Origin of the sequence: Micromonospora sp. NPDC048898 (assembly GCF_043198035.1) — a bacterium.
In the GTDB taxonomy this organism is placed as follows: Bacteria; Actinomycetota; Actinomycetes; order Mycobacteriales; family Micromonosporaceae; genus Micromonospora.
This window is the reverse complement of record NZ_JBICUF010000001.1, coordinates 64,970-90,951: the sequence shown is the minus strand read 5'-3', so window position 1 is coordinate 90,951 and position 25,982 is coordinate 64,970. Positions and strand designations below refer to the sequence as shown.

Annotated in this window: 21 protein-coding genes; 5 read left to right on the top strand and 16 right to left on the bottom strand. The window is 69.3% G+C overall.

The window, feature by feature from the left end:
- Positions 1-252: 252 nt before the first annotated feature.
- From ACGFIQ_RS00490 to ACGFIQ_RS00480, 3 genes are all read right to left on the bottom strand, one after another.
- The gene (locus ACGFIQ_RS00490; protein ID WP_393237161.1) at positions 253-747 is read right to left on the bottom strand and encodes a hypothetical protein; all 495 of its coding nucleotides are present in this window, start codon (positions 745-747) and stop codon (positions 253-255) included.
- Between the two features lie 199 nt (positions 748-946).
- A complete protein-coding gene (locus ACGFIQ_RS00485; RefSeq protein WP_393237158.1) occupies positions 947-1,486 on the bottom strand; it encodes an RNA 2'-phosphotransferase in 540 nt (179 codons plus the stop codon).
- 671 nt (positions 1,487-2,157) lie between these two features.
- Entirely contained in the window at positions 2,158-2,349 is a 192-nt protein-coding gene (locus ACGFIQ_RS00480) for a hypothetical protein (RefSeq protein WP_393237155.1), read from the bottom strand.
- 765 nt (positions 2,350-3,114) lie between these two features.
- On the opposite strand from ACGFIQ_RS00480, the gene ACGFIQ_RS00475 reads away from it, so the two are divergent.
- Positions 3,115-3,699: an NADAR family protein gene (locus ACGFIQ_RS00475; protein ID WP_393237151.1), complete on the top strand. Its 585-nt coding sequence runs from the start codon at positions 3,115-3,117 to the stop codon at positions 3,697-3,699.
- A gap of 179 nt (positions 3,700-3,878) precedes the next feature.
- Here ACGFIQ_RS00475 and ACGFIQ_RS00470 read toward each other — a convergent pair whose 3' ends face one another.
- Entirely contained in the window at positions 3,879-4,376 is a 498-nt protein-coding gene (locus tag ACGFIQ_RS00470; RefSeq protein ID WP_393237148.1) for a hypothetical protein, read from the bottom strand.
- 285 nt (positions 4,377-4,661) lie between these two features.
- The gene (locus ACGFIQ_RS00465; protein ID WP_393237145.1) at positions 4,662-4,955 is read right to left on the bottom strand and encodes a GNAT family N-acetyltransferase; all 294 of its coding nucleotides are present in this window, start codon (positions 4,953-4,955) and stop codon (positions 4,662-4,664) included.
- Positions 4,956-5,461: 506 nt separating this feature from the next.
- Here ACGFIQ_RS00465 and ACGFIQ_RS00460 point away from each other — a divergent pair.
- The 3 genes from ACGFIQ_RS00460 (at position 5,462) to ACGFIQ_RS00450 (ending at position 8,753) form a co-directional block, all read left to right on the top strand.
- Complete coding sequence (locus tag ACGFIQ_RS00460) at positions 5,462-6,538, top strand: cellulose binding domain-containing protein (RefSeq protein WP_393237142.1); 1,077 nt, start codon at positions 5,462-5,464, stop codon at positions 6,536-6,538.
- An 869-nt stretch (positions 6,539-7,407) separates the two neighbouring features.
- Positions 7,408-7,899: a peptidase inhibitor family I36 protein gene (locus tag ACGFIQ_RS00455; protein ID WP_393237139.1), complete on the top strand. Its 492-nt coding sequence runs from the start codon at positions 7,408-7,410 to the stop codon at positions 7,897-7,899.
- Positions 7,884-8,753 (top strand): hypothetical protein, encoded by an 870-nt coding sequence (locus tag ACGFIQ_RS00450; protein ID WP_393237136.1) that lies wholly within the window; start codon positions 7,884-7,886, stop codon positions 8,751-8,753. The genes ACGFIQ_RS00455 and ACGFIQ_RS00450 overlap by 16 nt, the downstream gene beginning before the upstream one ends.
- Positions 8,754-8,758: 5 nt before the next feature.
- On the opposite strand, the gene ACGFIQ_RS00445 is transcribed toward ACGFIQ_RS00450, so the two are convergent.
- Entirely contained in the window at positions 8,759-11,056 is a 2,298-nt protein-coding gene (locus ACGFIQ_RS00445) for a tetratricopeptide repeat protein (protein WP_393237133.1), read from the bottom strand.
- Positions 11,057-11,248: 192 nt separating this feature from the next.
- Between ACGFIQ_RS00445 and ACGFIQ_RS00440 the strand changes: the two genes are divergently transcribed.
- Positions 11,249-12,307 (top strand): SdrD B-like domain-containing protein, encoded by a 1,059-nt coding sequence (locus tag ACGFIQ_RS00440; protein WP_393237130.1) that lies wholly within the window; start codon positions 11,249-11,251, stop codon positions 12,305-12,307.
- Positions 12,308-12,552: 245 nt separating this feature from the next.
- On the opposite strand, the gene ACGFIQ_RS00435 is transcribed toward ACGFIQ_RS00440, so the two are convergent.
- The 10 genes from ACGFIQ_RS00435 to ACGFIQ_RS00390 form a co-directional block, all read right to left on the bottom strand.
- Positions 12,553-13,926, bottom strand: coding sequence for an adenylosuccinate lyase family protein (locus ACGFIQ_RS00435; RefSeq protein ID WP_393237127.1), 1,374 nt, complete (start codon positions 13,924-13,926; stop codon positions 12,553-12,555).
- Complete coding sequence (locus ACGFIQ_RS00430; RefSeq protein WP_393240207.1) at positions 13,919-15,850, bottom strand: FAD/NAD(P)-binding protein; 1,932 nt, start codon at positions 15,848-15,850, stop codon at positions 13,919-13,921. Before ACGFIQ_RS00430 ends, ACGFIQ_RS00435 begins: the two co-directional genes overlap by 8 nt.
- Positions 15,851-16,106: 256 nt before the next feature.
- Positions 16,107-17,957: an asparagine synthase (glutamine-hydrolyzing) gene (gene asnB / locus ACGFIQ_RS00425; protein WP_393237124.1), complete on the bottom strand. Its 1,851-nt coding sequence runs from the start codon at positions 17,955-17,957 to the stop codon at positions 16,107-16,109.
- Between the two features lie 53 nt (positions 17,958-18,010).
- Positions 18,011-18,826, bottom strand: a complete 816-nt coding sequence (locus tag ACGFIQ_RS00420) for a maleylpyruvate isomerase N-terminal domain-containing protein (protein ID WP_393237121.1) — start codon at positions 18,824-18,826, stop codon at positions 18,011-18,013.
- A gap of 3 nt (positions 18,827-18,829) precedes the next feature.
- Positions 18,830-19,972 carry an alpha-hydroxy acid oxidase gene (locus tag ACGFIQ_RS00415; protein WP_393237118.1) on the bottom strand — a complete coding sequence of 381 codons (1,143 nt, stop codon included), beginning with the start codon at positions 19,970-19,972 and terminating at the stop codon, positions 18,830-18,832.
- A complete protein-coding gene (locus tag ACGFIQ_RS00410) occupies positions 19,969-21,276 on the bottom strand; it encodes a PLP-dependent aminotransferase family protein (protein ID WP_393237115.1) in 1,308 nt (435 codons plus the stop codon). Before ACGFIQ_RS00410 ends, ACGFIQ_RS00415 begins: the two co-directional genes overlap by 4 nt.
- Before the next feature lie 72 nt (positions 21,277-21,348).
- Positions 21,349-22,416: a methyltransferase gene (locus ACGFIQ_RS00405; RefSeq protein WP_393237112.1), complete on the bottom strand. Its 1,068-nt coding sequence runs from the start codon at positions 22,414-22,416 to the stop codon at positions 21,349-21,351.
- Positions 22,417-22,456: 40 nt separating this feature from the next.
- Positions 22,457-24,118 (bottom strand): 2-succinyl-5-enolpyruvyl-6-hydroxy-3-cyclohexene-1-carboxylic-acid synthase, encoded by a 1,662-nt coding sequence (gene menD, locus ACGFIQ_RS00400; RefSeq protein WP_393237109.1) that lies wholly within the window; start codon positions 24,116-24,118, stop codon positions 22,457-22,459.
- A gap of 20 nt (positions 24,119-24,138) precedes the next feature.
- Positions 24,139-25,032, bottom strand: a complete 894-nt coding sequence (locus ACGFIQ_RS00395) for an alpha/beta hydrolase (protein ID WP_393237106.1) — start codon at positions 25,030-25,032, stop codon at positions 24,139-24,141.
- 9 nt (positions 25,033-25,041) lie between these two features.
- Positions 25,042-25,953, bottom strand: a complete 912-nt coding sequence (locus tag ACGFIQ_RS00390) for a phytanoyl-CoA dioxygenase family protein (protein WP_357522343.1) — start codon at positions 25,951-25,953, stop codon at positions 25,042-25,044.
- Positions 25,954-25,982: the final 29 nt, after the last annotated feature.

Genomic DNA, 25,982 nt, shown 5'->3' with positions numbered 1-25,982 from the left:
TGCCCGGCCGCGCTGCCGGCTCTGCCTGAGTCAACTCGGACAGGCATTCCTCGTCCGGTGTCGCGTCGTTCGCTCGACCGTCGCCTCTGTTCGCCACGGGTCGGTCGCCGGCTCCACACTGGTCAGGCGGTCGGTGAGTCGCCTCGTACGCTTCGCTGAGTGCTCGCCCACATGACGAGCGCGACGGCGAGGAACGCAGTGATCTGCCGCCGGTAGCGTGGGAAGCGGCCAGCCCCGACGGCACATGTCCTGCTACTTCAGGATCGAGGGCTTCACCGCGGTGATGATCAGGACGGCGACGGCTGCAAGACCGAATACAGAGAGGCCCGCCATCCATACCTGGAACCCTTTGAAGTGTGCTAGGAGGCCGCTTCCTTGCTCTTGGTTGCGGTGTTCGGCCCAGGTGTGGCCATGCCAGGCTCGCCCGAAATGGGCAAGTTCGTAGTCCTCGATCCAGTGAGCATCTGTATGTTCAGCCTGCCGGTGGCGTGACATCAGGTGCATCGACAGAATGGTCATGACGATGGACAGCGTCGAAGCCACGATCCGCGCCAAGCGGCTGCTGTCCGCCCCCAACGCGATCGTGAACAGGAAGGCTTGACCGGTCAGACTGAGAGTCGGGACCTGCCACAGCATGTTGTCCCATTGCAGGCGTCGAGCGGCAACCGCCGCATACATCACGGCGTCGTCGGGCTGAGCCGGAGCGTGGTGAGCCTCTTTTGCTGCGGGTAGATCGGCGGCCGTCACCCTTGCAGAGTGCCATCGGCATGCAAAGGCTTCGCACGACCTTCTGCCGCGGGCCGTGGGCGTAGGTGAAGACGAGCCGTTACTGGGCTACCTCAGCCCCGAAACGAGACCGCCAGCGGGCGGCAGGAGACCGCGGCAGCGAGGAGAGCCGTCGTGTGATCTGATTCCTGCCGATCAGCGGCCCCGGCCTGGCCGCGGCTCAGTCGAGCAGATAGCTGGCAGGAACCGCGTCGGTGAGCCAGACGCCGTTGGCGCTGCGGTGGAACACGTGCCCGTCGGCGGCCATCGCCGCCGCGTCGATGGTGAGGATCACGACCCGACCGGCCCGTCGGGTGCCGACCCGGTGGGCGGTCTCGGTGTCGGCGGAGAGATGGACGTGGTGCCGGCCACCGCGGTGCAGGCCGGTGGCCCGGATCGACTCCAGCGCACTGGCGCTGGTGCCGTGATAGAGCCGGTCCGGTGGGGCCACCGGGGGCAGCCCGAGGTCCACCGGGACCGAGTGACCCTGGTTGGCCCGGATCCGCAGCACCCCGTCGGGGCCGCGCTCGACAGCGAACCGCTGCTTGTCGTTGCCGACGACGACCGCGTCCAGCTCGGCCCGCTCGATCCGTAGGGCCGCGAGCAGAGCGTCGACGGGAGTCCAACCGGCCGGGTCGAGCACCAGGCCGACCCGGTCGGGATCGTGCCGGAGTGCCTTCGACATCCGTTTGCTCAACTTCACCAGGTGCTCGCGTTCCACCGTGGCATTGTGGTCGATCCCCTTCGCTCGTATCGAAGGGTTTTCTTGCGACGACGAAGACGGGTTCTCCGCCGGTGGGCTTGTCGGGTACCGGCCCGCGGCTCGAAACCTTTGATTGAAAGGCGGGCCACCCGGAGATCATCGCGTCCCGGACCCTCATGGAGGCCCACTTCGCTGCCCGGGTGATCGGCGGGAACCTGGCCGACGAGGTCCGCGCTCAGGCCGAGGGTAGTGCGTGTACTGGACCAGGCAGTGACGCTGCGGGCCGCCCGTGGTGCCGTCGGTATGGATTCCGGGAGCTGAGACTCAAGTCCTCCCCGCGACCTTCGGACCAGAGCTTCTTGCCCAGAGACCTCTTCGGCGAATCCGAAGGCGTCAGCACTGGCGGTCCTGGTCGTGCTCGGGCGACATGCCGATGAGCGGATGTATCCGACGCGCTTTGAGCCGGTGCGCGAAGCCGTCGAGTCTGAGGGCTGGTCGAGACCGAACCGGCCGACATCCAACGACGGATGTTGCTCAACCACGAGGGCCTGTTAAGTCCGGCCGAGCCCATCTGCGCGGAGCGTCTGGGCTCAGCCGTGATGGTGATGGTTCGACTGGGTGCGTGGCACCGAGGCCTTGGCGCCGGGCTGCACGATCTGTTCCAGGACTGGGCCGGCACGAGTCGCTGGTCAGCTGCGGGCGCCGGCCGGCACGTGCAGCGTGAGGTGCGCGGACAGGGCATTGAGGAAGTTGGGGGCGTCGAAGACCGCGCCGGCGGAGACGACGCCGGTTGCCCGGGTCCGGCCGGTGAGGAGGCGGTCGACGGCCTCCACCGCGAGCGGCGCGCTGATGGCGTAGATGTCCTGACCGGTGGCGGCCACGCGGCGTTCCGTGTCGCCGGAGCGGACGAAGACGTCGATGACGAACGTCTGTGCGGAGCGGTTGCGATCGTCGACGGCTGTCGGTGTCGTGGGTCGGGAGAGAACAGGTCCGAGGCCGCCTTGGAGGTCATGTAGGTGCGGACCTCCGGCACGTCCAGGTGGCTGGGGACGGTGACGACGTCGGCCATGGTGAACTCACCGATGACGCTCTGCGGGCCGAGTGGGGCCGGGAAGGACCACTCCAGGGTCGGCAGCGCGTCGTCGGTCGGGTGCCAGCTGCTCAGGCCGTAGGCGACGTGCACCTCGTCCGTAGCCGTCCAGTCGCCCATCGCGGTAGTGACCAGCAGGTCGCCGAGGCCGCCGAAAAAGGCCATCGCCGGGAGCACCACGGTGCCGGCGGCGCGGGCGCGTTCCGCGAAGTGCGCGCGGTGTCCGAGAAGACGGTCGTGATGGCCGGGCCGTGGCATCAGGTTGGAAGGGCTCCGATCCCACCCGCAACGCGGTGACCGGCGCGTCCTCTGTGTTGGCGCCTTTGGCGGACCCGAAGGGGTCAGGACGGTAGCTCGCTCTCGTTGTCCCGCGGGCGTCCCCAACTGCGACGAGAGGGTTTCCCCGAACCATCCGGCGGTCTCCGCAATGCGTGCAGGTCATGATGATCGTGCTGGGTTGTTCGGGTGGAGTGTGTCACCCACCGTCCGCTCTTGGGCGCGTCGCCGCAGCCGAAATGCGAGGGTGCGTAGAGCGCCAGTAGCGCACACTCGGACCATGCTGGCATCGGTTCGTAGCGTCGCGGATCTGGCCGCTGCGCAGGCGCAGGGTCATCGGGTCAAGTTCCTGTTCTTCTGGGGGCACCAGCCCGAGCGGGACGGGCGTGTCGGCGCGGGCTGTTTGAGCCAGTGGTGGCCGGCGGCGTTCACCGCCGACGGCCTAGGGTTCGCCACTGCGGAGCACTACATGATGTGGCGCAAGGCCATGTTGTTCGGCGACCGTGCGATGGCCGAAGAGATTCTTGCCGCGCCGCATCCTCACGCCGCCAAGACGCTGGGAGGACGTGTCGCAGGTTTTGATCAGCAGACCTGGAGCGAACACCGCTGCGCGATCGTGGTGGCCGGGAACCTCGCCAAGTTCGACCAGCATCCCGCGCTACGGGCATTCCTGCTGGATACGGGGCAGCGGGTTCTCGTGGAGGCCAGCCCAGTCGACCGGATCTGGGGTATCGGCCTGAACCGCGACGATCCCGCTGCTGCCGACCCCGGCTCTTGGCGAGGCCTCAACCTGCTCGGATTCGCGCTCATGCAGGTGCGTGAGGTGCTCAGGGAACGACCGTCTCACGCTACGGTTCGTGCGTGACACGCGGCGTTGCCAACTGCCCTTGATCTTCCTCGATGTTGACGGACCGCTGATGCCGTTCATGGCCTGGCCGGCGTGAGGGGCGTCATCCGGTCTCGCGCTTCTGGCCAAACGGCCGGCGCTGGTAGTCCGCTAGACCTCGACGCCACTCATGATGCAAGCCCGTGTAAGTCGCGCAGCTAACGGGAGGGGTGGAAGCGTCGGTAGACGGCGGGAAGCTGTAGCAGGATCATGGCGACGACTGCCCCACCGACTAGGAGAGCCGGTCCCAGTGTGTCGCCGACGAGGACCCAGGTCGGCGCGGAAGTATGTCCGAGCGTGAGGTTGCCCAGTTCGCCGGGGTCTCCGGCGGGAGGTCCTTGGCTGTTGATGAACGCCAGCCCGCCGCATAAGGCAAAAGGTGCGGTCACGATGCACGTCGTTGCATGTGCCCACGTCTTGCCGCGCATGATCCCCGTCATCGATAGGAGCAGAACGGCTGCGGCCAGGCCGGTCACTGCCATGGTCAGTTGGTCAATCACGTCGCGGCCGAGGTCCGCGAGACCATTTCCGTTGGCTGCCTCTGCGGGAGTCACGTAGGCGGCCACGTTCGCGGAGGTGAGGTGGTAGATGGCGGTTGCTCCGGTGAGCGCCAAGCCGAGTATCACAAGGCCAACCGCGACCGTCGGCGCCAGCACGGTCCACCGCGATGCCATCCTCACGGCAAGCCCTGCCGGCCGCGGGCGATCCTGAAGATCATTCGACTGACCTTACCCAACCCCGATCGGTTGGCGGGGCAACGTCGATACCGTGAGTCGGCAGCAGCGCCGACAGCCGCCGGTGCGGATTCTCCCGGCACTGTGTGACGACTGTCCCCGCGCCTTCTGCCGGCATTGACCTCTTCGGCGGCACCGAAGATATCAGGCATGCTGCTTTCGGTTATCCAGTCGGGACGTTCGGTCATGCCGACGAGCGTGCGTGGATCAGGCACTTCTGGGCTCTGGTATGTACGCGGCCGCGACGGGTGTGCGTACTGTCCATCCGAGAGCTCGATAAAGACGGTGGCCGTCGTCAGTAGCGACCAGGACACCGGTGTCCGCGCCGAGTTGGAGGGCGTGCGGCGCGAGCGAGCGCATGGCCACGTTGCCCAGTCCGCGGCTCCGGTGTGCAGGTGCGGTTTCGACCCTGGTCGACGATCCCGAATGCGTCGGCGGTCGTGAGCCTGCCGGACGCGGCGACCTGCCGCTCAAGGTCGAGAACGATGGCGGTGACAACATCGCCGGAGGTCTGAAGCCGTGCGGTGTACGGCGATGGAGGAGTTGTGTCGGAATCGGCCCGGTAGGTCGTCGTCATGAGGTAGCCGGTGTCGGCCAGCTTCCACTGTGGCGGGAGAGCGGCACCGGCGCCCACATCACGAGGGTGCCCCGCGCTGTGGCTCGGGGCTGACTGATGGCCGTCGGTCTGGTGATCTGCCCACTCGCCGGTCCACATTGCGAGGTCGCGTACCCGGCGCTCGGTTCTCTGCCGGGACTTGGCCGCCCACTTCGTTGCGTTCTTTGACGCGAAGTCGTCCAGGACCTGGCGGTCAGTCGCGGTCCAGCCGGGAAGCTGCGCTATCCACTCTTCTGCCTGCTCGGCGCTGTGGCCGCCACCGATCAGCCATGGGTGGGCTGTCCGTTGTCCTGCCGGCGGCAGGACTGCCGTGCGTGCCTTGACAGGAAGGCGGAGCGGCAGGACAGTCGACATATTCATAGACGCCCAACTATCTACGGCGAGGTGTGCCATGCGGAAGTCGCTGACTGCTGTGGCCGCCATCGCTGTTGCCATGGTCGCGATGATGGCCGCGATCTCACACGCCAGTGCGGCGAACGCGGCGGCCGGGTGTCGGGTGAACTACGTCGTCACCAGCCAGTGGGCCGGTGGCTTCCACGCCGACATCGCGGTCACCAACTTGGGTGACCTGGTCAACGGGTGGACGCTGCGGTTCGCGTTCCCTGCAGTCGACCAGCGGCTCACGCAGACCTGGAGCGCCACCTGGGCCCAGGCGGGCCAGCAGGTCAGCGCGACCAATCTGGGCTGGAACGCGACGCTGGGCACCAATGGCTCCGCGAACATCGGTTTCGTTGGCGCCTGGTCGGGCAGCAACCCCATACCGGCGTCGTTCACGCTCAACGGCGTCACGTGCACCGGCGGCGTCCTGCCCAGCGTGACGCCGACCCGGACGACCACACCGCCGGTCGCTGACTACCCGGCGATCGTCACCTGGCTCAGCCCGACCGCCGGCGCGGTGTACACCACGCCGGGCACCGTCCCGCTGGCGGCGACCGCGACCGTGGGAGGCGGCCACAGCATCACCTCGGTGTCGTTCCGGGTGGACGGCGTCACGGTGGCCCGGGGGGTGAGGACGACCGGTGACCGGTACGAGGCGCTGTGGACACCACCGATCGGGGAGCCCGGCACCAGCACCACCTTCGTGCTGTACGTCTCGGCCGGCACCGACCAGTCGCTGTCTGGCGCTGCGCCGCCGTTGCTGGTCACGGTGGTGACGCCGGCGTCCACCGGCACCAACCACCCGCCGGCGGTGGCGTTGAGCACCCCCGGCGGGCAGACCTACTTCCTCGAGCCGACGACCGTCACGCTGGTCGCCGACGTCGCCGACACCGATCCCGGGGACCTCGTCAGCCGGGTGGAGTTGTACCTCGGCGCAACCCGGCTGGCCGTGACGCCGACCAACAGCGGACAGCGCTACCAGTTCCAGACGGCCCTGTCGGCCGGCACGTCGTCCACCTTCACCGTGCGGGTCCACGATTCCCACGGCGGCCTCGGCATCTCGAACCCGCTGACCTTCACCATCCGTTAGCGCCTCGGCCCTCCGTTAAGGGCTGACCAAGGTCCTTTCACTGGCCGTCGATACGTTTGCGAGTCGGCACGGCGCTCTGGGTCAATTCGGCCAGGCCATCGGGGTTGGCGGTGACCGTCGTGGTGGGTGAACCTGCGGCGGTCGCCGCAAACAGCTTGCTGGAGCTTTGGCGTTGCGGGTGAGCTTGCTGGAGTCCGCCGTAGTTCCGTCATTCGAGACACCGATCCACGGGCAGTGCCCTGACCAGGACCTTCAGGCTGGAGACCTCTTCGGTCGTCCCCGACGGTGTCAGTGTGGTGTTCCCGGCCGTCGATCGGGCGGCGCCCGCACGGGCCGAACGTCCTAACGCCAGCGGCGTCGCGCCCGTCGGAAGCTGACGCCGATGCGATACGTGGGTCCGGTCTGGGCCACGCGCAGCCGATAGTGGTGCGCAGGTTCACGTAGTTGTTCGCGGTTCAACGGTCGCTGGTTCGATACCAGCATCGCCCACCACATTCCGCAGCAGGTCAGAGGTCGGTTGGACACAGTCCAGCCGGCCTCTTCGCTACCCGCCCGCAGAGATCATGAGTCACCTGTGGGTCGCGACCGCCGAGCGTGGGGGAGAAGCGGCGTCACACCCATGTCCGCCAGTCGCGCTGCGTAGCCAATCTCTAAGCCCTGCTCGATGCCGAACAGCCGCTCGTGCCGAGGAAGCCTTCTACGCGAACCAAAGTGCCGGTCGCTTGCCGGTTGCTTTCCTGTGCGCGGCCGAGCCAGGGATCGACGATGGACCAAGCCAGATCGACGCAGAACGATCGAGACACTGTGGGGGTCATGAAATGCGAACACTGCTACGGCGCGTGGGGGCCGTCGGAGCCGGCGTCATCCTGATGACGACGGTTCTGGCAGGGCCGGCGAACGCGGCGCACCTGTCGGCCGCCGGAGACAACTCCGCTGCAGCGGCTGCGGAACTGGCGGCGACGAAGGCGTCGAACGGGGGACGGGCAGTCGTGCCCGTCGACAACCTGCTGGCGTCCGGCGGGATGGCGGCGTGCGATCCGGGCTCGTTCTGCGTCTGGGTCAACCCCAACTACAGCGACGGACCGGGCCAGTGGCCGAACAGCACCAGCTCCTATTTCGGGTGGGCACACAAGAGCTGCGGCCCAATCAACGGAGGGACGTGGAACAACTGCGCCAGCTCCGTCTTCAACAACGGACAGAACTGCAACATCCAGCTCTATGACGACGTCAACTACGGCACCGGTCGCGGCTACTACAACCTCGCGAAGGGCGGCCACCTCGCGAACCTCAAGCTCGACAAGATGACCGATGGGAACCCGATGGACAACCGGCTCTCATCGCACAAGTGGTGCACGTGGTAAATCGGTCGGCGGCCCTGGCCGTGGTCGTGGTGCTCGTCTCTGGCGCGTGCGCGCCGGGGCCGGGCACCACCCCGCCGCCTGCGGATGCGCTCACCGAACAAGCCGTCGACCTGGTCACCGACTCTGGCGCGCAGCCGGCTCGGCGGCTGTTCACGACGGCGGCCGAGGAGGAGGTCACCCGTCGTTGCATGGCGGCGCTGGGCGAGACCTACCGGCCCTACGTGCCACCGCTCGCTGCCGGCGATGACGAGCACCGGCTGGTCGACCTGCCGAAGCGTCGGTCCCGCGGATACGAGTTCACCAGCCCGGTGAATCCGCCGAGCGTCGGCCCGGATGCAAAGCGCCCCGCGTTCCAGAAGGCGTTGTTCGGCGACGGCTCGCGGGATCTCGGCCTCACCCTGCCGGACGCGTCGGTGGTGAGTTTCCCCTCCTCCGGCTGCGTCGCACAGGGCCGCGCCGCGGTGTACACCGACGTCGTCCGATGGGCGCGCGTCGACTCGATCCCACAGGTCATCGGCAACAGGTTGCGGGACCAGGTGTCGGGCAGCCCGGAGCTTGCAGCGGCCACCCGCCGCTGGGCGAGCTGCATGCGGTCGAAGGGCCTCCCGTACGCCAGACCGGCCGCGGCGCGCGAAGCGGCTGGTGTGCCGGCGCGAGAGGTCACGATCGCGGTCGCAGACGGCGAATGCGATCTGCAGGCACACCTCACGGGCACCGAGCTGGCGCTGCGTCGCCAGGCGGCGACCAGGTTGCCCGCAGCCGACCGTCGGGAACTGAACGATCTGGCGTCGACGGCCTGCACCGCCGCCAAGGAGGCCGCCCACATCCTGATCCGTCCCGTGCCGACCTGCTGAAATGCTCAGTTGAGGGCGGCCAGCCGGAGCCGTAGACCCTCGGCATCCTGGTGATTCAGGTCGAGGAGGATCTCCAGTGCCGCGGTCCAGGTGACTCGCGCCTCCTCGGTCTTGCCGAGTTCCCGTTCACTGTCACCGATGTGGGAGAGGACCAATGCCTCGTTGTACCGGTCACCCATGTCGTGGTGCACCGTCGCGGCCTGCTGGTAGTGGACGACCGCCTTACTGTGGTCACCGGCCTGGCTGTACGCGTACCCGAGGGTGTCCAGTGTCGCGGCCTCGCCATCCCGATCCCCGATCTCGCGCAGCAGCGCGAGCGCCTCAATCCCAGAGCGCAGCGCGCCCTCACGATCGCCGATCTTTGCCTGGTACCAGCCGACACCACTCAACGCGCGGGCCCGGAACGGGCGGTGGTCGGCGGCCGTGTACCGCCGCAGCGCCTCCTCGGCCAGGCGCAACGCGTCGTCGTGCCGGCCGTCCGCATCCTGGATGCGGGCCAGATTGCTGTATACGTGGCCGGCACCGATCAGATCACCAACCTTCTCGTACGCGTCGAGCGCGAGCCGGAAGTGCCGCTCGGCCGTCTCGGCCTCGGTGAGTCGGCTGTGCACGACCGCGATGCCCAGATGTCCGCGCGCCTGCCGCGCCGCGTCACCACGCCGGTGGGCGACGGTGAGGGCGGCCCGATGGCCACGCAGCTCCTCCTGCCAGTGCCCGCGCAGCGACGCGAAGGCCACGAACGACTGACACCACGGGTCGACGTACGCGTCGAACTCCGGCAGCGTCGCGATCTCGAGTACGGCGAGCAGCACCTGGTGTTCGGCGGTGAACCAGTCCATTGCGGCGTCGCGGTTCTCAAGGCGGACCCGCACCACCCTCGGTTGGCGGTCGGGCACGACCACCTCGTCGCGGTGCGGCAGCAGCAGGCCGGCTGCTGCGGCGGCGATGTGGACGTAGTGGTCGAGGATCCGACGCAGCGCGTCGGCACGGTCCTGGGCGGTCTCCTCGGTGCTGGCGAGCTCCGCCGCGTAGGCGCGCAGCAGGTCGTGCAACTCGTAGCGCCCGGGGCGGTGTTCGCGCACGAGATGACATCGGGCCAACTCGGCGAGCCATGTCCGTACCGCGGGCGTCTCGAAGCCGGCGAGGCTGGCGGCCGCGTCCACCGAGACGTCCGGCCCCGGATGCACGCCCAGCAGCCGGAACAGGCGCGCCGCCGGACGGGACAGGACGCGATACGACCAGGAGAAAACCGCACGGATGTCGGTCCTCGCGTCGCCGATGGTGAGGCCGTCGAGCGTACGCGCCGGATCGTCGATCTCGGCGGTGAGGCCGCCGACGGTGGCCGTGGGGTTTGTCGCGAGCCGAGCGGCCACCAGTGCGAGCGCGATCGGCAGGCCATCGCATCGGTCGATGAGTCGGTCCACCGAGGTCGGCTCCGCAGCCACCCGTCGGTGCCCCAGTCGCAGGCCGAGCAACTCCCGGGCCTCGGCGACCTCCATCGGGGACAGCGGGAGCACGCTCGCCGAGTCGCTGACGATCAGACCGGTGAGGCTGTCCCGGCTACTCACCAGCACCCGGCAGGCGTGGTTGCCGGGCAGTAGTGGACGGACCTGGTCGGCGTCGCTGGCGTTGTCGAGCACGATCAGCATCCGCCGCCGGTTCAGCAGCGACCGGTACAGCGCGGCGCGCCCCTGCTGGGTGGCGGGAATCTGTGGACCGGCGACACCCAGAGCATCGAGGAAGCCGTGCAACACGTCGGTCGGGTCGACCGGCGCGCGGGACGGGTCGAAGCCGAGCAGGTTCACGTGCAGTTGCCCGTCCGGAAAGCGCTCCGCGGACTGGTGCGCCCAGTGCAGGATGGGGGTGGTCTTGCCGACGCCGCCAGTGCCAACTACCAGGACGACCGGGCCTTCTGCGGCGTCGAGGGCGAGTAGTTGTGCGGCGCGCCCCGCGAAGCCGGACACCGGAGCGGGTAGCTGGGCCGGACGGATCTGCGCCGGCGGCGGCGCCGCGTGTTGCCTAACAGCGGTAGCGATACGGTCCTCAGCCGCGTGTGCGGCCATCTCAAACGCGGTCCGGTCGGTGTCGGTCAGCCTGAACGCCTGGGCCAGCAGCCGAACGGTGCCGGCGCGTGGCGCTGCGACCCGGCCGGACTCGATATGGCGGATATGGCGAACACTCAGGCCGGCCTTCTCGGCCAACTCTTCCTGGGTCATCAACAATCTGGTGCGGTGCCTGCGGACGATTTCGCCGAACACGAGGGCCCCCGGACGCGTCAGGCGGCGCCCTCGGTGCGCCCGCATCGATGAACATCCTAGTGACCGTGTGGTGACTGGCGCAGGTACGACAGGTCCGCACGCTCCGCCCCCAGAGTCACCGCGTCCCTCAGGCGGGGACTTCGGTCACTCTTGGTGTTTCCAGTGATCTTGGGGCAGCGGAGCGACTCGCCCAGCCGCTAGCATCGGCTGATTCCCGCCCCCATTACGGAGACCTCCATGCGCAAACTTGCCGCCGCCGCCCTCGTGGGCGCGCTCGTGGCCGTCCTTCCGGCAGCGGCCGCCCTGGCCGCCGAGCCCATGCCGGATATCGCGGTGACCTCCGCAGCCGACAAGGCCAACTACGCCGAGGGCGAGACCTTCACCATCACGGTCACGGTGCGGAACAAGAGCTCCGTCGACGCCAAACACGTGCACTACACCGGCGGCGACAGCGAGGGTGTCGACGGTGTCGCCTACGGTGAGCTGTCGACCGGCTTCGACCTCGCCGCCGGCGTCACCAAGACCGTGCAGATCACCGGCAAGACCAACCACGTGGCGTGGCAGTCCGGCTACGGGTTCGTTGCCTTCTCGCTTGCCGCCGACAACGGCGAGGCCAACGACGCCGACAACATCACCAGCGTGCGGCTGCTGGTGGCGGGCGTCTTCGACGATCTCGGCGGCTACGTCTTCCAGGGTGAGTCCTATGACGCCGAGTGGACGCCCCGCACGCCTGGCGTCCCGGGTGTCAAGGTCGTCGCCACCAGTGCCGACGGCAAGACGAAGTACGCCGAGGCCAGCACGGACGCCAAGGGCCTGTTCCGTTTTGCGCGCCTCCCCGCCGGCGACGTCCTGCTGACCTTCACCGCCCCGGCGGGCTGGAAGATCCTGGCCGGCGAGAACGGCGAGGACAACCACACTCTGGCGCAGGTCAGAGCCGACGACAGCGACGAGCCGCGCGTCTTTGTGGCGGCGAAGAAGGTCGCCGTGAACTCGCCGAGCGCGACGCCGACTTCGACTTCGACTTCGACGCCGACGACGACGCCGACTTCGACGCCGACGACGACGCCGACTTCGACGCCGACGACGACGCCGACCTCGACGCCGACGCCGACTTCGACGCCGACCTCGACGCCGATTTCGACGACGACGCCGTCACCGTCGGCGTCGACCGGCCCGGGCCTGCCGGTCACCGGCGACAACATCATGCTGTACGTCGGCGCTGCTGCGATCGCCGTCGCGGTCGGCATCACGCTGGTGCTTGTCGCACGGCGTCGCCGCGTACGCCTGCAGGCCTGATCGACCGAGGTCGCTCCAGCGGCCGAACACACGCAGGCCGTGCTCATGGCGCGATCCGCGCGACTGCAACTGAACCGTTTGACGCCTGGTTGAGCCGTTTCGGGAGCCCGCTCACGATGAGCGGGCTCCCGGAGCCTGGGCCGGCTCGAACGGTGCTGCCATCCCTGGGTCAGTGACGTGCGGTACCGGCGCCGCACAAGGTGGATCCGGATGTGGAGCCATCGTCGGCGACTTGTCTCTCGTGCTCATGGTGTGTCGCGATGACGCCGCAGGGCCTCGTCCACGAGCTTTCCGGCAGCACCGATATATCCGTCTGGGTCGAGCCAGTTCCGCAGATCGTCGTTGGTCGGCCCGCCTGGTGCGAGGGCGGCCAGCGCGGCTGTCAGGTCAGCGGCGGAGTCGGCGTGCTCGGCGACCGCGATGGTTAGCGCCTTCTTTGAGGACGACTTGCCCAGCAGCGGAGCGAAGCGCGCGCTGAGCCTCTCGGCCACCACGGCACCGCCGGTCATGGCCAGGTTGGCGCGCATCCGGTCCGGGTCGATCGTCAGGCCCTCGGCGAGGTCAGCAGCGTTGCGGGCCGCGCCGGCAACCATCCGCAGGCAGTCGCGTAGCGGCTGCCATTCGGCGTGCCAGGCGCCGGACGAGCGTTCGTCCTCGGCCACCATCGACTGGAAGAGGATCAGCGCCGTCGGCGGGACCTGCCGGGCAGCCGTGGCGATCATGGTGGCAAGGACCGGGTTGCGTTTCTGCGGCATTGCCGACGATGCGCCCCGGCCGTCCGCCGCCGGCTCGGCGACCTCGGCGATCTCGGTTCGGCTCAGTACGAGCACGTCGGCAGCGAATTTGCCGAGGACACCGCTGACGACGCACAGCACGGCTGCGACGTCGGCGTAGGGAGTCCGGACTCCGTGCCAGGGAAGGCGGGATTCGGTGAGGCCCAGTTCGGCGGCGAAGACGGCGCACAGCGAAAGAGAATCCGAGTCGGCTCCGGCCATGGTGGCGTACTCGTCGTAGGCGGCCAGGGTGCCGGCGGCACCACCGAGCGATGCCAGAAGACCTGACGTACGTATGTGTTGGGACCGTTGTAGTGCGTCCAGGACACCGTGCCTCCAGGTTACGGCTTTGAGACCGAAGGTGGTCGGGACCGCGTGCTGGGTCAGGGTGCGGCCGGCCATCGGGGTGAGGCGGTGTTCTTCGGCCAGCGTGGCCAGTGCTTTCGCTGTCCGGTTCAGGTCGATCTCGACGTGCGTCAGTACCCGTTGGCATACCAGCATCGCGGCGGAGTCGACGATGTCCTGGCTGGTGCTGCCGCGGTGGACATATTCAGCGGCGTCTGGGTCGATGGCGCGGACCGCCCTGGTCAGCTCGCTGACAAGAGCGACCACCGGGTTGGCGGTGGCGTGTACGCCCTCTGCTATCGCTTCGAGATCGATGTGTTCGGGGACCGCCGCGGCGGTGATCGCCGTGACGGCAGAGGCGGGGATGACACCGAGTTTCGCCTGGGCTCGGGCGAGTGCGATCTCGACGTCCAGCATGGCGCGTATCCACGCGGTGTCGTTGAGGTGCACTCCCACGTCAGTGCCGGCCCAGGCTGGTGAGAGGATGCTGTCGTCACTCATCGGTTCGCCTTTCGTCGGTGCTTCGGAGCATCCGAGTTGCGATGGTCCGGTGCAGGCAGGCCTGGGCGATGGCGTCCGCGTCCTGCAGGATGACCGAGCCGAGGCCGGGGCGGATGCCCGCGGCGGTGGCCCAGTGGACAGCCTCGGTCGGGACGCCGAACGCGTACCGGTGCGGATGCGGACGCCCCGCGTTGTCGATCAGGTGATAGGGCCGGGTGGTCACGGCGAGTCCTGTGGTTCGGTGCTCTCCGCCGCCCGGGATGGGGATCCGGTAGCCGCCGCACTCACCCCGCCGGCTCAGGTTCTGGGTCAGTAGATCGGCGCTGCGTCGCAGGTCCGGATCCGGTATGCGGGCCTCGATGAGCGTCCGCGCCTGGATCGTATGCCCCGGTTCCACCGCGGAGCGCAGCCGGAACTCCCGGCCGGTGTAATCGAGTGTGGCGCCGGGCGCGGCGACGTGCAGGATGCCGGCCCCGATGAGCGCGATCATTTCCTCGATACGGCGTGCCGGTGGCCCGATCGAGAGGTAGGCGTTCAGTGGAGTGAACCATCTTTGGACCTCGTCGCGGTATGAGTCGCCGCTGACACCTGCGTGGTCGACGACCAGCCGTATCTCGTTGCGTAGATCGCGCAGTACGTCGAGGGCGGCCTTGACCGGGCCACTGACGTTGCCGAGCCGTGCCTGCCGGACGTCGTCCTCCAGGTAGGACACGAGCCATTTGCGATATTCTGCCTCGGTGGCGAAGCTTTCGCCGGCGTGCGGCGCGACTATCCGCTGCCAGGACCAGAAGGCTCCCTGTGCGACGCCGAACCTTCGTAGTAGCTGGACTGCCTCGTTGCTCTCCGGACGGTCGAGAGGCCCAGCGACAGGCTCTGGCCCCGCCAGACAGGCGTAGTCGCTGCGAAACTGTTGGGCTGCAGCTGGGCCGTGTTCACCACAGATCAGTGTCGCGTAGTAGACCAAGCGCACCTCGCGGTCGACCAGGGGCCAGACATCAGAGCCGAAGCGTACGGAGTCACCTCGCTGTCGCCGTTCGCGCAGGCGGTCGACCGTTTCCATGGTCAGCACGAGCGGTTGATGCCGACCCGATACTCCCTTCTCGTTCTCCCCGCGGGCCTGGTGCGGAATGCCGCGGCGGGAGAACCCGATCAGCCGAGGCTCCTGTCGGGAGGGACGATACTGGAGCCGCCCGTCGGACCGGCGGTCGAAGACGCCCCCTCGGCCGGTGGTCAGCAGCGCCAGGTAGTCGAAGAAGCTGAGGCCGAGGCCACGCAGGATCACCGGCTCTCCGGCAGCGATGTGGCCGAGCCGCACGTCGGCGGCGTTGTCCGGTGGGACGTAGGCCAGTCCACGGTGGCCGGCGAACGTCGCGATGGCGGCCTCCTCGTCGGTCGGTTGGGTCGGTAGGTGTCCCAGTGTGAGTACCACCGCGTCAAGCGACTGCAGTCGACCGCCATCAAGGAGGTCAATCTCCTGGTGTTCGTCGGGGCCGTCACGGAGGTCGACAACAGTGGTCCGATGTAGCTCGACGGTCAGGCTCGCCGGCCGGTTCAGAAGGACCGCGTTGAGCACATGCACGAGGTAGTGGCCGTAGAGCGCGCGACTCGGATAGGCGTTCGGACCCAGGGCGGCGGCCTCGGTCGCGAAGAGGGGTGGCAGATCGGGGCTGGTCTTCGCCCACGTGTAGAGGCTGGGGCCAGGTCGGACCGGGCCGGCGCAGCCCACGCTGTCGTCGGTGTACATGGTGACCTGCGAGGCCACCGTATTGAGGAGGAGTTCGGGTGACTGGTCAGTACGCCAGACGCGCCCGCCCGACCCGAGATAGGGATCGATGAGGTGCACTCTTACGGGCGGGTCGTCGTCGCGGAGGCTGGCACTGATGCGTTCGAGGGTGGCTAGTCCGCGTGGTCCGACGCCGACCACGGCAATGCTTGTTGGCTTGATCAAGGCGTGCTTCTTCCCCGTCGGTCGGTTTGAGGGCCGGTCTCCGGCATCCGGTGGTCGCAGGCGTCGGGTCGTGTCGACGGCAGCGGGAGGAGCCGGAGACGTTACGCAGAGAAAACAAGCTGATCGATCGCGGTCTATGTCAGCTGTGCTGAGCCACCCCGCCTGAAGCGCTGCCGATCACCACCACCCGCATGATCAGCTCCATTCGGACTCCAGGGTGGCGGTGCGCCGGTCAGTTCAGCTCCAGGCGGACGGGATAGCGACTCAACCACTCGTTGAGCCCCAGCAGCATCTCCACGCTGCGCCGGGCCACCGCCAGCGCGCCGCCCTCGAGCTTGGCACCGGCGAGTGCGCGGGCGCGGTTGTCGTCGAGCAGTGCCCGCACCGGCGCGCCGGGGTCGGTCAGCACAGCCCTGGTCCGGTCGGCCAGCATGCGCTCGTAGGCCGGGTCCTGAGTGCTCGGGTAGGGGCTCTTGCGCCGGGCCACCACCGAGGCGGGCAGCACGTCGGCGGTGGCGGCGCGGAGCAGGCTCTTCTCCCGCCCGTCGAAGGACTTGAGGCTCCACGGGACGTTGTAGACGTACTCGACGAGCCGGTGGTCGCAGAACGGCACCCGCACCTCGAGGCCGTGGGCCATGCTCATCCGGTCCTTGCGGTCGAGAAGTACCTGCAGGAAGCGGGTGAGGTTGAGGTAGAACATCTCGCGCATCCGGTACTCCTCCGGCGACTCGCCGGGCAGGTGGTCGACCTCGGTCAGCGCCTGCCGGTACGCCGCGTCCTGGTAGCCCGGCAGGTCGAGCTTCAGATCGGGCGCGAACAGGCTCGGCGGTTGGGGGTCACCCGGGGCGCCACGGATCGCGGCCATCCAGGGGAACGTGTCCGCACGGATCACGGCCGGATCGTGGAACCAGGCGTAACCGCCGAAGACCTCGTCCGCGGACTCGCCGGACAATGCCACTGTCGACCGCTCCCGGACGGCGCGGAAGAGCAGGTAGAGCGAGGTGTACATGTCGCCGAGCGCGGGGGGTACGTCGGCCGCGGTGAGCACTCCGGCGCGGTAGAGAGGGTCCATGAGGGCGGGCGAGTCCAGCACGATGTCGGTGTGGTCGGAGCCGACGTGCTGCGCGACCTCGTGCACGAACGGCGCGTCGGGCGTCAGATGCATCCCGGTTTGCTGGAAGTGCTCGGTCTGCCCGGCGAAGTCGACCGCGAACGAGCGCACCGGCCCGGCACCCTGCGCCGCGAGGGCGCGGGCGGCCAGTGCGGTGATCACCGACGAGTCGAGGCCACCGGAGAGCAGTACGCCCAGCGGCACGTCGGCGATGAGCTGCCGCTGAACGATGTCGTCGAGCAGTTCGCGCACGGTCCGTACGGTGGTGTCCCGATCGTCGGTGTGCTCCCGGGGGGTGAGGGACCAGTAGCGGCGGGCGCGCAGCCCGGACCGGTCCACCCGGACGATCTCGCCGGGGCGCACTTCGCGCAGGTCCCGGTAGATGCCGTGTCCAGGCGTCTTGGTGAAGGCGAGCAGCTCGCGCAGCCCGTCGGTGTCGACGACGGCCGGCACCTGCGGGTGGGCGAGCACACCCTTGGGCTCGGAGGCGAAGACCACGCCGTCCGGCATCGGCCGGTAATAGAGCGGCTTGATGCCCATGCGGTCACGGACCAGCAGCAGCGCCTGCTCGCGCGGGTCCCAGAGGCCGAAGGCGTACATGCCGTTGAGGTGCCCGGCGAAATTTTCGCCCCACTCCAGGTAGGCGTGCAGGACCACCTCGGTGTCGCTCTCGGTGCGGAACTCGTGGCCCAGCCCGCGCAACTGGGTGCGCAACTCGCGATAGTTGTAGACCTCACCGCTGTAGGTGATCACGGCGATGGCGGCGCCGTCGTGCTCGACGGTCATCGGCTGCGCCCCGGTCGACAGGTCGATGACGGCGAGCCGGCGGTGCCCGAGGCCGACATGCTCGTCGAGCCACACGCCCTCGGCGTCCGGCCCGCGCAGGCTCATCGTCGCCGTCATCGCCCGCAGCACCGCGCCCTCGCGGCGCAGGTCACGGGCAAAGTCCACCCATCCGACAATTCCACACACAGTATGCCTCCCGTTGATTGATCAATCGTGGTGATGGTTACCGGTGCGAGCGCTCATGGCCTGGTGACCACAGTGCCGAAGGTGGTGGCGAGCCAGGGCTTGCGACCGCCGGCCAGCAGCTTGCCGCGGGCGATCTGGCCCCACTGGCCGGTGCGACCGAAGCCGACCTTGAGGAACGCGACGGGGTCTGCGGAGACCCAGCAGTCCGGCCTGGTCTGCGCGGCCGACCTGCCGCTCACCGCGGTCCCGTGGTCGATCTCCACCAGATAGCGCGGGCCGCCACGCAACCTGATCTCGATGCTCGCGCGGACGTTCGCGGCGCGTTTCGGGTTCAGGTATCGCGGCATCATCGTCAGGACGCCGTCGAGCACCAGCAACGCGTCCGACCGGTCGATGCGCCACGGCTGTCCGCTCGCCCGCGCGATGTCCAGCCCGTGCACGACCAGTTCGCCGAGCAGCGCCGAGCTCATCGTCGACCAGCTCAACGCGAGGCCGTTGCTGACGATCAGCGGTTGCGCCGGAGGCTCCACGGCCAGGAATCCCGTCACCGCCGGCAGCAGCCGATCGGCCAGCGAGGCGAGGTCACGATCGGGATCGGTACGCAACTGCGCGGCGTTCGCCTCGGCGTTGCGCCGCGACGGGTGGTCGCCCGCGGCGGGGTTGTTCCGTCCCTGCGCGTACGCGGTGTAGTCGACGAACTCGTTCACCAGGTGCGCCGCGGTCTCGCCGACGGTCCAGCTCAGCCCGGGAACCATGGCGTCCGGAGACTTGGCGGCCCGGATCACCGCTGCCGCGCGAACAGCGGCACCGCGGATCGCGTCGGACAATGCCGCTCGTCCGACATCGGGCAGAGCGTTGATTTCCGGCATGAGTCATCCCATCGTTTCGTCGAGCGGACACCGATCGCCTGATCCGGTGAGGACCGCGCTGAGTTCCCGGACCGCGGCGACGTCCGCGCAGCCCGCGAGCCGCATCGCGGCGTGCAGCTCGGCCGCCAGCAGCCCCAGCAGCCCGGTCACGCCCGCCTGGCCACCGGCCGCCAGTGCCCAGATCACCGGCCGGCCGATCAGCACACCGTCCGCGCCGAGCGCCAGCGCCCGCAGGATGTCGGTTCCTCCACGGATACCGCTGTCCAGGTAGACCTGACAGCCCGCCGGAACCGCCTCGACGGCCGCCGGAAGCATGGTGACGCTGGCCGGCGCCCCGTCCAGTTGCCGGCCACCGTGGTTGGAGATCACCACCCCGGTGGCGCCCGCCTCGGCCGCCCGGCGGGCGTCGCCCGGGTCGAGGATTCCCTTGACCACGATCGGCAGCGAGGTACGCGACCGCAGCAGCTCGATGTGTTCCCAGCCCAGACCCGGGTGGAACTCGGCGGCCGTGTGGGTGGCCAGCGCCGAGCCGGCACCGTTGCCCCGGTGGGCCACGCTCTGCGCGCCGGACCGGACGTTCGCCGACCGCACACCAGCGGGCAGCGTGAACAGGTTGCGCACGTCCCGCAGCCGGCGCCCCATGATCGGCACGTCGACGGTGACCACCAGCACCCGGCAACCGGCCGCCTCGGCCCGCTCCACCAGCCCGAACGTCTCACGGTCGTCCTTGAGCCAGTAGAGCTGGAACCAGTGCTCACCGCCGACCCCGGCCACCTCCTCGACGCTCACGCTGCTCAGCGTGCTGCTGATGAAGGGCACTCCGGCTGACGCGGCGGCCCGGGCGGTCGCCATCTCACCATCGGGGTGGTAGAGCTGCTGGTAGGCCATCGGTGCCACAGCCAGCGGCAAGGCGGCAGGCGTTCCGGCGAGCGTGGTGCACGGATCAGCCCGCTCCGCGCCGCGCAGCACCCGGGGCAGCACGGTCACGCGGTCCAGGGCCCGCCGATTGGCTGCCAGGGTGGTCTCCGACCCGCTGCCGCCCGCCACGAAATCGCGTACCGCGTCCGGGAGCATCGCCTCGGCGAGCGCCCGGTAGTCGTCGACGGTGTCCAGGCGCGGCGGCTCCGGCGCGGCCGGGTAGGTCATCGGTCGGCCTCCCGGCGTGCGCGCCCGGCCTCGGCGACGACGAAGTCGGCCAGCCGGCGTACGCCCTCGACGACCTCTTCCTCGGACAGATAGCTGATCGAGAGCCGCAGCGTGTCCGCACCCCCGCCGTCGAGGTAGAAGTATCGCAACGGCGTCCAGACGACGCCGAACTCGTCGGCCGAGCGGGCCAGCGCGGCCTCGTCGGCCGCGAACGGCACCCGCATGGTCAGGAAGAAGCCGCCGGCCGGGCTGTTCCAGCTGACACCCAGCGCGGCCCGCCGCTCAGCCGGCAGCCGCAGGTCCAGCTCGCGCAGGGTGGCGTCCATCGCGGCGGCGTAGTGGTCGGCCGCCTTGGCGTTGCGTTCGGACAACCGGCCGTCCGCCGCCAACAGCGCACCGGCCACCACGGCCTGACTCAACGGCGACGTGTTGACCGTCGTCATGCTCTTGAGCTTGACGAGCTGGTCGGCGAGCAAACCGCCCGCACCGCCGTCGACCGGCTGGTCGGCGATCACGTAACCGACCCGGGCACCGGGGAACACCGTCTTGGAGTAGGAACCCAGGTGCACCACCACCCCGGCGCGGTCCATGGCCTTCAGCGCGGGAACCCGGTCGCCGGGGCTGACCATCCGGTACGGGCTGTCTTCGAGAATCAGCACCCCGTGTCGCTCAGCCACGGCCAGCAGCTCGGCCCGCTCCCGCTCGCCGACCGTACGCCCGGAGGGGTTGGAGTGGTCGGGCACCAGGTAGAACGCCGTCGGCCGGCGTCCGGCGGCCTGTTCCCGGCGGATCGCCTCCGCGACCACCGCGGCGGAGAAGCCGCTCTCCGGCTCCTCGACCTCGACGACCGGGATGTCCAGCAGGCTCGCCGCCCCGGTGATACCCATGTAGCAGGGGCTGGAGACCAGCAGCACGTCCCGCGGCCCGGCGAACAACGCCCGCAGCACCAGGAGCATCCCCTCCTGTGCGCCCACCGTGATCACGATCGACCGGGCCGGCACGTCGATCCCCTCGTCGGTGCGCAGTGCGGCGGCGACGATGTCACGGATCTGCCCGGCGGTGTTGCCGTACTGGCACATCGTGGTGCGGATCTGCTCCGGCGAACAGCCGTCCTGCTCCAGGTGAGCCAGGTAGCGGCGCAGGTAGGTGAAGATGTCCTCGGTGTCGAAGAAGTCCTCGTACGGCCTGCCGGGGGCGAAGGAGATCGCTTCGGGATAGCGCATGGTGATCTCGTTCAGGAACGTCATCGTGTCGAGCACCGGGTCGGCGAGACTCCGGTGCAAGTCGGCCTTCCGTACGGACATGCGATCTCCTCTCGACCGTGCCGGTGTCAGCGCGCCGGCACAGCGCGTTCAGGACAGCGACTGCTGCGGGTCTCACACCGCGACGGCCTCGATCGCGCTCTCGGCCCGCGGATCGTGGCGGGACGCCGGATGTACGGCCACTACGTCGAAGCCGCTGCGGCCGATCAGCTCCCGGTACTCGCCGTCGGTCCGGTTGCGCCCCTCCACCATGGCCAGCATGAGCAGATCGAAGATCTTGGCCTGGCTCGGTCCGGGGCCGTCCGGGACCACCTTCTCCAGCACCACCAGGCGCGCTCCGGGTCGCATCGCCTCGCGTACGGTCCGCAGGATGGCGAGGGCCTTGTCGTCGCTCCAGTTGTGCAGGCAGCGCGCCAGTAGGTAGAGATCGCCATCGCCGGGCACCCGGTCGAAGAAACTGCCCTCCACAAGTGTCACCCGGTCCGCGACACCGGCCTCGGCGAAGCGGGTGCTCGCCTGCCGGATCGCCTCCGGCAGTTCGAGCAGGACGCCGCGGGTCTCCGGCCGGCCGGTGAGGAGGGCGGCGAGCAGCGCGCCGTCGCCGCCACCGACATCGACCATGGTGCGGGCCCCGTCGACGTCACACCGCGACAGGGCGGCGGGTACCGTCCGATGGCTGCCGAGGGCGGCGTGGAACGTACGCGCGACCTCGGGGTGAGTGGCGAGGTAGGTGTACATGGGCTGCCCGTACGCCTGGTCGAAGGCCGGGGTGCCGGTCCGGACCGCGTGCGGCAGCTCGGCGAAGGAGCGGAACACCTCCTCGCCCAGCATGATGGCGCTGGCCCGGGCGGATTGGGGCACGTCGCTTCGTAACAGCGAGCCAGCGCCGGTGAGCTCGAACGTCTCGCGTCCCCGCTGGGTGAAGAGTCCGACGGAAGCCAGTGCCCGCAGCAGACGCAGCAGCGCGTCCGGATCGGCGCCGCACCGCGCGGCCAGGTTCGGCGCGGTCTCCGGACCGTCCGCCAGCAGGTCGGCGATGCCGAGCTTCGCGACCGTGTAGCAGGCCTGGCCCAGCCACGCCCCGGAGAGCAGGCTCTGTACCAGCGCGGCGTCACTCAGTCGTACCCGTGGCGGGGCCGCGGCCACGGTGTGGTCCGGTTGAGCGTGGAAGGTCGACATCATTTCCCCCAGCGGGCAGACGTGGAGTGGGTGGAAGCTCCGCTCACAGGGCCGCTCCGACGGCGGACGTGACGGCCACCGTGAGGCGCCGGTGCAGCGACGCGTTGTCCCGGCGATCGGTGACCACCTCGACCAGCCGGGGACCGGGCTGGTCGAGCACCGCGAGCAGATCGGCCGTGCCGGCGGCCCGCGTGTACGGCCAGCCAGCCGCGGCCGCCACCTGTTCGAACGAGACGCCGTGCGGCGTACCGAAGAGCACCTCGAAGTCGTCGATCGGCCGCCGCATCGGGAGCAGCGAGAAGATGCCGCCGCCGTTGTTGTTGACCACGACGATGGTGAGGTCCGGCCGCGGTGAGCCGAGGCCGGTGACGAGTCCGTTCTGGTCGTGCAGCAGCGACAGGTCGCCGAGCAGCGCGTAGGCTCGGCCGCCGCCCTGCGCCTGGTGCGCCAGCGCGGCACCGATCGCACTGGACACCGCTCCGTCGATGCCGCTGAGTCCCCGGTTGGCGAGGATCCGGACGTCCTGACGCGGTCGCATGGTCTGTTCCAGATCGCGAATCGGCATGCTGGAGCCGGCGAAGAGCAGCGACCCGTCCGGGAGCGCCGCCACCAGGTCGCGGGCGATACGCGGCTCGCTGAGATCGGTGCGGTCCAGCATCACGTCGAGCGCGGCACTGGCGGCCTTGTCGGCGTCCTGCCACCGGCGCAGCCAATCCGGATCCTGGCCACGCAGCCTCGGCGTACCGAGCCGGGACAGCACCTCGCTGGCGCCGCGGGTGGGGTCGGCCCAGTCAGCGGACGGATCGACGACGAGATGGTCGCGGGACTGCCCGAGGTAGTCGAGAACCGCGAGGTGGACGCCGGGCCGCCCCATGGTGATCACCATCTCCGGCTCGGCCCCCTTCCGGAACTTCTGATGGCTGAGCAGGTCGCCGTACGTCCGGATGGCGTTGGCGCCGTAGCGCGCACCGCTCTGCGGCTCGGCGAGCAACGGCCACCCGGCCTGCTCGGCGAAGGTGACAGCGGCGTGCGGATCGCTCGCGCCGTCACCGACGACGATCACCCCGCGGGCGGGCACGTCCAGCGTGCGCGGTGGCTCCGGAGCATGCCGGACCCGGGTCCAGGGTTCCCCCGGTGGGCGCACCGACGCCAGGAGGGCCGCCTCGTCCGGCAGTGGGGCCGGTGCGTCGTACGGCTCGTGCAGGCCGATGTTGAGATGCACCGGCCCGGAGGCGGAGTTGCCGAGGGCCCGGGACACCGCGGAGCGCCAGTACCGCACCGTGGCCGTGGTGGGTGGCTCGGTGTGCAGTTCGGTGTAGTGGGGCGTCGCCGTCCCGTACAGCCGTACCTGGTCGGTCGCCTGGTTGGCTCCCGTGCCGCGCAGCGCGGGCAGCCGATCGGTGGTGATGACGACCAGCGGCACGCGGCTGTGCCGGGCCTCCAGCACGGCGGGATGCAGGTTGGCTGCCGCCGTGCCCGACGTGCACACCACGGCGGCGGGGCGGCCGCTCGCCCGGGCGAGCCCCAGCGCGAGGAAGGCCGCGGACCGTTCGTCGATGCGTACGTGCAGCCGCATGCCCGGGCACTGGTGGACGGCGTGCGCGAGCACTCCGGAGTGCAAGCCGGGCGAGGCGACCACGTCGGTGACACCGCACCGCGCCAGTTCGTCGGCGACGGTGCTGGCCAGGGGATCCGAGAAGTGCACGATGTCCTTTCCGGAGACGATCAGTCGTCGGCTTCTGGAGCAAGGGCCAGCGACGCCGCGCTCGGCGCCTCGTCCACGAACTCGACCACCGCCTGCACCACCTCACGGGCGATGAGAATGCGCTGGTGGCCCAGCCGGTCGGTGACGAGCAGCCGGGCCGGGCCGGCGTAGTCGGCGATGAGCCGGTTCGCGTGATCCATGCCGACCGTGGTGTCGGAGCCGTCGTGGATCACGAGCATCGGGACGGCGGCCTCGGCTCGCGCGCCGGGCGACAGGTGTCCGCCGCCCTGCCCGGCCGAGAAGACCTCCTGCTGGACGCGCCGGTGCAGGCGGCGCACGACCCGTTCGTTCACCCCCAGCCGCCGGTGGAACTCGTCGACCAGGAACCCGAGGTCCGCGACACCGCTGATGGCCACGAGTCTCCGGGTCCGCACGCCGTTGCGTACGGCGAGCAGGGCGCACGGCACGCCGTACGAATGGGCGACGATCGCCTCGAAGGTTCCGAAGGACCGCTGCACCTCGTCGATGACGCGGCCGTACTCCGCCACGGTGGTGGCTTCGCCGCCCGAGTGGCCGTGGCCGGGGGCGTCGAAACTCAGCGGGCTGTACCCGTGGGCGAGCAGCCGGGGAACGAAGGAAGCGAACCGTGACGCCCGCGAGCGCCACCCGTGCAGCAGCAGCACCGGCTTCACGCCGTCACCCCAGCGGTACGTGACGACCCGCTTCCCCCTGACCACCACGACGTCCCGGATGGCCGACGCGTGCACCTCCTGTTCGGTGACCCGCAGGTTCGCCCGCTTCCAGGTCTTGCAGAAGGTGACGTACGCGCCGTGGCCGGCGAGCGCCGGCGCTATCCAGGACGCGATGTTGAGGCCCGTCCGGACGGACGAGGCGGTCAGTAGTCTCCTGGCCATCGTGGACGGCTATCCGCGCCAGATCGTCGGGCAGTACTCCGGGTCGGAGTAGTCGGGAGTGCCGTCCGCCTGGCGACGCACCAGCACGTCGTGGTTATAGCTGACCTGGGACCCGTCCGACAGCTTGAACTTCCGGTACGCGTTGTCCCCGTCCTGCAGGTGCAGGGAGATCGCCCGGCGGGGACGGTCGCTGACGTTGGCCCCGCTGCCGTGGTAGGTGCGGCAGTGGTGGAAGCTGACATGCCCCTTCGGGATGATCATCGGGACCTTGCGGACCTCGGTGCCGTTCGCCTCGGCGTTCTCCCGCAGCATCTCCTCGAGCTGCGTCCGGTCGCGGTCGGCGAAGTGCCGGGAGGTCTCGTCGTTCCCACCGATCTCCTGCCACCGGTGGCTGCCGTCTACCATGGTGATGGTGCCCATCTCCTCGTCACAGTCGTGGAAGGGGAGGAACGCGGTGAGCATGCGCTCGGACGTGGACGTCGCCCAGTAGTGCCTGTCGAAGTGCCACGGAACGATGTTCGTCTCCTCCGCGGGCCGGGCCGGCTTGTAGATCAGGGTGGACTGGAAGATGCGGATCGCGTCGGCCTGTGCCAGTCGCGCCGCGATGGCACCGATGAGCGGCTTGCGCAGGATCTCGCCGATGGCGGCCGACTCGTAGTGGATGTAGTCGTTGTGGCGCTGGACGGCGCCGGCGGATGGTTCCCAGTAGGCCAGCCTCGCCGGGCGTACCGGCAGGACCCGATCGCGATGACCGGCGTAGAACTGTTCGCTGGCCGTCACCAGGAGGTCGACCTCGGCGTCGCTGAAGATCCGAGGGGAGAGGAACCAGCCGTGCTCGAGGTAGAACTGCACGTCGGAGTCGGACGGCAGCAGGTCGCGCTCCTCGTCGGTCAGCGCGAACGAGTCAACTTGCGAGGTCATCGGGATACCTTTCTGCGAGAGCGCCGGGT